The organism is Streptomyces montanisoli (genome assembly GCF_017813245.1).
GTDB lineage: Bacteria > Actinomycetota > Actinomycetes > Streptomycetales > Streptomycetaceae > Streptomyces > Streptomyces montanisoli.
The window spans coordinates 1-5822 of sequence record NZ_JAGIQL010000265.1 but is presented as its reverse complement, the minus strand read 5'-3'; the positions used below and the strand labels follow the sequence as shown (position 1 = coordinate 5822).

The following is a 5822-nucleotide window of genomic DNA, read 5'->3' as shown; positions in this document are numbered from 1 at the left end:
ACCGGGGCGACCGCGACACCGCCGCCGAACGCCACGTACGCGCGCACGCCCGAGCGCGCGGGCGCGACCTCCAGCACGGCGCCCGCGGGCACCAGCACCGGCGCGCCCCACGCCGCAGGTCGTCCGTCGACGAGGACGGGGCCCGGCGCACCCGTCACCGCGACCGTCACCGCGCGCCCCGGCCTGAGCGCACACCCCGTCAGCGTGGTCTCCAGCACCGCGGCACCGTCCTCGTTGCCCACGAGGCGGTTGGCCAGCCGCGCCGCAGGCACGTCGAGCGCGCCCGCGTGCGGCACGCCCAGGTGCGCGTGGCCCGGCCTGCCAAGGTCCTGCACCGTCGTCAGCGCGCCCGCGCGCACCACCGCGAAACCGTCCCGCGCCACAGCGCTCACACCGCCCACGCCGCTCACGCCACTCGCACCGCTCACGCCTCCACCGCCACGAATCGCACGCGCGTGCCCGGCGCAAGCAGCGCGGCGGGCTCGCGTTCCGTGTCCCACAGGACCGCGTCCGTCGTCCCGATCAGCTGCCAGCCGCCCGGCGAAGGACGCGGGTACACGCCGGTGTACGGGCCCGCCACGGCCACGGACCCGGCGGGTACCGACGTACGGGGCGTCGCCCTGCGGGCCACCGCGTACCGCTCGCCGAGACCCGTCAGGTACCCGAAGCCGGGGGAGAAGCCGCAGAACGCCACGCGGAACGACGTCGCCGCGTGGATCCGCGCCGCCTCCCCGGGGCTCACGCCCCACATGGCGGCCACGTCGGCGAGGTCGGGCCCGTCGTAGCGCACCGGCACGTCCACGGACGCGGCGTCCTCCGTGGAGGCGGCCGTGAGCCGCCAGGTCGCCAGTTCGGCCGCGAGCCGCGCCGGGTCCGCGACCCCGTCGAGCAGCACCGTACGTTCCGCGGGGACGATCTCGCCCACTTGCGGCAGCGACCCGTCCGCGCGGCGCCGCAGCAACTCGCCGTGCAGCGCCGCCGTCTCCTCGCCGTCCGCGAGCTCCACGAGCAGCGCGTGGTCCCCGACGCCCACCGTCCTCACGCGAACGGCTCCACACGCACCCCCGCGGACTCCAGCGCCTCGCGCACCGTCCGCGCCAGCTCCACGGCGCCCGCCGTGTCGCCGTGCAGGCACAGCGAGCGCGCGCGCACGTCCACCTGCTCGCCCGACACCGCCGTCACCACACCGGACGTCGCCATCGTCACGGCACGCTCGACCACCGCCGCGCCGTCACTGACCACCGCGCCCTCCTCGGTGCGCGGCACCAGGGTGCCCCGCGCCGTGTACGCGCGGTCCGCGAACGCCTCGGCCACCACCGGGAGTCCGGCCTCCGCCGCGCGCGCGTGCAGCCGGGAACCCGGCAGGCCGAGCACGGGGAGCCCGCCGCCCGCCAGGAGGACACCCGACACGACGGCCCCGGCCTGCTCGTCGTCGTGCACCGCCCGGTTGTACAGCGCGCCGTGCGGCTTCACGTACGCCACGCGCGACCCGGCGGCCTCGGCGAACACCCGTAGCGCGCCGATCTGGTAGGCGACCTCCGCGGCGAGCTCGTCCGCCGGGACGTCCATCGACCGCCTGCCGAACCCGGCCAGGTCCCGGTAGGACACCTGGGCGCCGATCCGCACACCGCGCTCCGCGGCCCACGCGCACACCGCGCGCATCGTCACCGCGTCGCCCGCGTGGAACCCGCAGGCCACATTGGCGCTCGTGACGACGGAGAGCAGCGCCTCGTCCTCCGTCAGGTGCCAGCGGCCGAAACCCTCCCCGAGGTCGGCGTTCAGATCGATCTTCCTCGACTCCATGGCCGCATCTTTTCAGGCCGGACACGGTTCCGGCGCGGCGGGGGACGCGCGGGGCCCGCCCGGCGCCCCCGGTCACGACGTGGGCGGTTCTGCGCCGTTTCGGCCCCTGTCAGTGGCAGGACCTAGTCTGTGCACCGTGACTTCGCCCGCCCCGACCCATCCAGCCACGCCCCAGCTCAGCGCCGGTCCGCGGCCCGCACAGGGCCCGGCGGCCGACGAGGGCCTCGCGCGCCGCCTGCGCGCCCTGGCCTGCACGGCCCCGCTGCACGACCTGGACGCGCGCAAGGCCAACCTCGCGGGCGAGTACGGCGTGTACGCGATGGCCGAGGTGGCACTCGCCGCGATCGACCTGGTCACGCTGCACATGGACTTCGACACGGGCGCGGACCACGAGCAGATAGTGGCGAGGCTCCTCCCGCGCGTGGCGGCGCAGGCACCGCGGCGGCCCGCCGCCGAACACGAGCGGGTGGCCCGCTGGGTGCTGGAGAACCTGATCAACGTCGGCAGCGTCGACCGCGGATTCCGCGCCGTCTACGGCACGTTCGGCACCGACGGCGTCTACCGCCGCAGGGACTACGACTTCAAGCTCATCGAGGAGGTGCCGGGCGAGGGCGGCAGCGTCTACCTGCGTACGACCGACGAGGCGGTCAACGTGCTGGTGGGCGCGCTCGACACGGACGTCACGAGCGCGCAGATCGCCGCCGAGGTCAAGCTGGAGGTGCTGATCAGCCGCGGCCGCCTGGCCGACGCGCAGCTCGCCGCCGAGCAGGCCAGGTACCGCACGGTGCAGTACGCGGAGACGCTGCGCAGGACCCTGGAGGCCACCCGGCGCAACGTGCGCGCGGTGGACTGGCTCGACGCCGTGCCCGACATGATCGACGAGGCGCTCGACCACGTCGCGGACCGCTACCGCCACGAGAACGCGATCCTGACGAACATCCGCAAGGCGCGCGACGAGGCGGAGACCGGCGCCGACCCGAAGACCGCGGAGCACAAGCGGCGCGCCGCCGAACTGGTCGACATCGTCAAGGACTGCATCCGGCGCCACACGCAGCTCCAGTCGCGGCTGCTCGAGGCCGGCCCGCTCTTCCGCGCCGAACAGGACAGGCAGGCGTTCGCGGCCCCGGCCGCCCGGTCGGGGCTCGACCTGTACGGCCAGCTCGTCGCCCCCCTGCTGCCGCTGCCCGTGGCCGACGCGACCCGCGTCACCGACGCGTACTTCGCCCGGGGGACGGGGCTGCGCAACCCCGCCGCCGTCCGCGTCGGCGACCTGGTCGAGCTCCTGCTGACACCGCCGGTGGAGCGCGCACATCTCGGCGCCGAGATGCCAGAGCCCGATCTCGTCACCACCCCGGACGACAGCAGGTTCAGCGAGAACCAACTCGCCGAAGCGATGGAGCTGCTGACGCTGGAGCACGACGCGCCGCGCCGCCTGTCCGGGCTGCTCGCGGAGGCGCGCCGCCGCGACCCCGACCTGCCGTATCTGATCGCGCTGCTCGCGGTCCACGCGGCCAGCCCGCCCGTGGGAACGGCGTACCGGCAGGGCGAGGAGCGCCTGCTGTTCGCGGTGGACGACGGGACACCGCTGGAGGACCCCGAGTTCGGCGGCGCCGACCTGATCGTCGGCACGGCGCTGCTCGACGCGGCCGCCATGGCCACGGCCCGTTCGGAGGCGGCATGAGCGCGCGGGGGCCGGCGCGCCAGGCCCCCGCCGGGCCCGGCCGGGCCGTCGTCCGTCGTCCGCACGCGCGTCGTCCGTACGAACCGGCGTGTCCGTACGAACCCGCGTGTCCGCACGAACCCCAGAGTCCGCACGAACCCGAGGAGACACGTCCGTGAGCGACCAGCACCCGGCGGCGAGCGACGCCTGGGGCGACCTCGGGGCAGAGCGGCCCGCACCGGCCGCCGCCGCGGGCGTCACACCCGCCGACGCGGCGGACGCGGCCCGGCTCGTGTCCTTCGGGCTCCAGCCGCGGCTGCTGCCCGCCCGGGACGCCGAGTACACGGAGCTGCTGCGGCGCTACCGCGACGATCCCCCGTTCGCGCGCGTCGCGGACGCCGTCGCCACCGGGCTCGGGCTCGTCGTGCTCGAGGTGTCCACCCGCGCGGGCATGGCGGTGACGGCCGCCGAGGACTCGGTGTTCGCCGTCCGCATGGGCGACTACGCGCGCCGCGCCGCAAGCGACTCCGCCGACCGCTTCCTGCACGGCCTCGCGCACCTCGCCGTCGCGGCGCTCGCGTTCCCCCGCCCCGAGGACCTCGCCGACGACGGGTACATCGGCCGCGTCACCGTCAACGGCGTGGACGCGTTCGTCCGGCAGGCGTGCCGCCGCCTGGAGGAGCGGGCGGAGGAGTCGGGCGAGAACACCGACCCGGCGAGCGACGCCCCCGGCCTGGAAGCCGCGTGGCGGGTGTACGCCCGCCGCAGCGCCACGGGAGCCACCAAGGACGCGCGACGCCTCGCCGGTTCCACCACGGGCATCGTCGGCAAGGCCGTCGCCTTCCTCACCGAGTCCGGGTTCCTGCACCGCACGGGCGACGACGCGGGCGGCGCGTACCGCACCACCGCGCGCTACCAGCTCCAGGTCCGCGACATGGCGGGGTCCGCCGCCCTCGGCGAGCTCGCGGAGCTGGGCGTCGTACCCGTCACGGACGGCTCCGCGACGCTGCTGCCCCCCGAGGCCGACGCCGACGACCTCGGCCCTGTCGAGGGCGCGGGGCTGCCCTTCCACAGCTGACACGGCTCACACGGCTCACGCCGCCGACCGCCCACCCAGCCACGCACTCACGCACACACGCTCGAGATTTCAGGAAAGACCGCCGCCATGTACGAGCTGTCAAGGGTCCGCCTCTACTCCATCGGGCCCGCAGGAGCGCGCTACGCCGACACCGTGCTCGACCTGCGCGGCGTCGGCGCCGCCGTGCCGGCACCCGCGCCCGTGCAGGCCGAGTTCTTCGAGGACGCGCCGGCCGGCCCGCCGCGGCGCCCCGCGCCCGCCGGCGTGCTGTTCCTGGAGAACGGCGGCGGCAAGTCCGTGCTGCTCAAGCTGATCTTCTCCGTGATGCTGCCCGGCCACCGCAACACGCTCGGCGGTGCGAGCTCCGGCGTGCTGCGCAAGTTCCTGCTCGCCGACGACTGCGGGCACGTCGCCCTGGAGTGGCAGCACACGCTCACCGGCGAGCTGGTCGTCGTCGGCAAGGCCAGCGAGTGGCGCGGCCGCCAGGTCTCCGGCGACCCGCGCAAGTTCGCCGAGGCCTGGTACTCCTTCAGGCCGGGCCCGGGCCTGAGCCTCGACTCCCTGCCCGTCGCCGAGGCGCAGTCCGTGCGCCCGCCCGCCGAGGGGGCCTCGGGCGCACGCGGGCGCCGCCGCACCATGAAGGGCTTCCGCGACGCCCTCACCGACGCGGGCAAGGCCTACCCCCACCTTGAGGTGTACTGGGAGGAGATCCACGACCGCTGGAACGAACACCTCGGCGACCTCGGCCTCGACCCCGAACTGTTCCGCTACCAGCGCGAGATGAACGCGGACGAGGGAGAGGCAGCAGGCCTCTTCGCCGTCAAGAAGGACTCCGACTTCACGGACCTGCTGCTGCGCGCCGTCACCGACACGCGCGACACGGACGGCCTCGCCGACCTCGTCGGCGGCTTCGGCAACAAGCTGGGCCGCCGCGCCGAACTCACCGCGGAACGCGACTTCACCGCCGGCTCGGTCGACCTGCTCGGCCGCATCGTGGAGGCCGCCCAGGCCCGCACACGCGCGCGTGAGATCCACAGCGCGTCGGAACGCGCCGCCCGCGCGCTGGTGCGCCGCCTCGCCGCCCGCGCCACCGGCGAACGGGCCCGCACGGGCGAGCTGGCAAGCCGCGTCACGGACGCCGCGCACACCGTCACCGAGGCGGAGGGCGCGCGCACGCACAGCGCGCTCCTCGCCGCCGAACTGGCCTACCGGCACGCCTCGCTCGCGCTGGCCGCGGCCGAGAAGCGGGCCGCCGCCCAGCGCCGCGAGCTGACCGACGCC

The 5822-nt window shown here is 75.5% G+C and carries 5 protein-coding genes and 1 pseudogene; 3 read left to right on the top strand and 3 right to left on the bottom strand.

What is annotated here, in order from left to right; translation table 11 throughout:
- From JFN87_RS31745 to JFN87_RS31735, 3 genes are all read right to left on the bottom strand, one after another.
- A partial coding sequence (locus tag JFN87_RS31745) for a 5-oxoprolinase subunit C family protein (RefSeq protein ID WP_504739799.1) occupies nt 1-383 on the bottom strand: 383 nt, incomplete at its 3' end.
- 41 nt (nt 384-424) lie between these two features.
- Nucleotides 425-1042, bottom strand: a complete 618-nt coding sequence (locus JFN87_RS31740; RefSeq protein ID WP_209345752.1) for a 5-oxoprolinase subunit B family protein — start codon at nt 1040-1042, stop codon at nt 425-427.
- Nucleotides 1039-1803 carry a LamB/YcsF family protein gene (locus JFN87_RS31735; RefSeq protein ID WP_209345750.1) on the bottom strand — a complete coding sequence of 255 codons (765 nt, stop codon included), beginning with the start codon at nt 1801-1803 and terminating at the stop codon, nt 1039-1041. The genes JFN87_RS31740 and JFN87_RS31735 overlap by 4 nt, the downstream gene beginning before the upstream one ends.
- Before the next feature lie 136 nt (nt 1804-1939).
- Between JFN87_RS31735 and JFN87_RS31730 the strand changes: the two genes are divergently transcribed.
- The 3 genes and pseudogenes from JFN87_RS31730 to JFN87_RS31720 all read left to right on the top strand — a co-directional run.
- Nucleotides 1940-3484, top strand: coding sequence for a hypothetical protein (locus JFN87_RS31730; protein WP_209345748.1), 1545 nt, complete (start codon nt 1940-1942; stop codon nt 3482-3484).
- Between the two features lie 154 nt (nt 3485-3638).
- Nucleotides 3639-4541, top strand: a complete 903-nt coding sequence (locus tag JFN87_RS31725) for a hypothetical protein (RefSeq protein ID WP_209345746.1) — start codon at nt 3639-3641, stop codon at nt 4539-4541.
- Between the two features lie 87 nt (nt 4542-4628).
- A pseudogene (locus JFN87_RS31720) lies at nt 4629-5822 on the top strand (hypothetical protein); the annotation flags it as partial.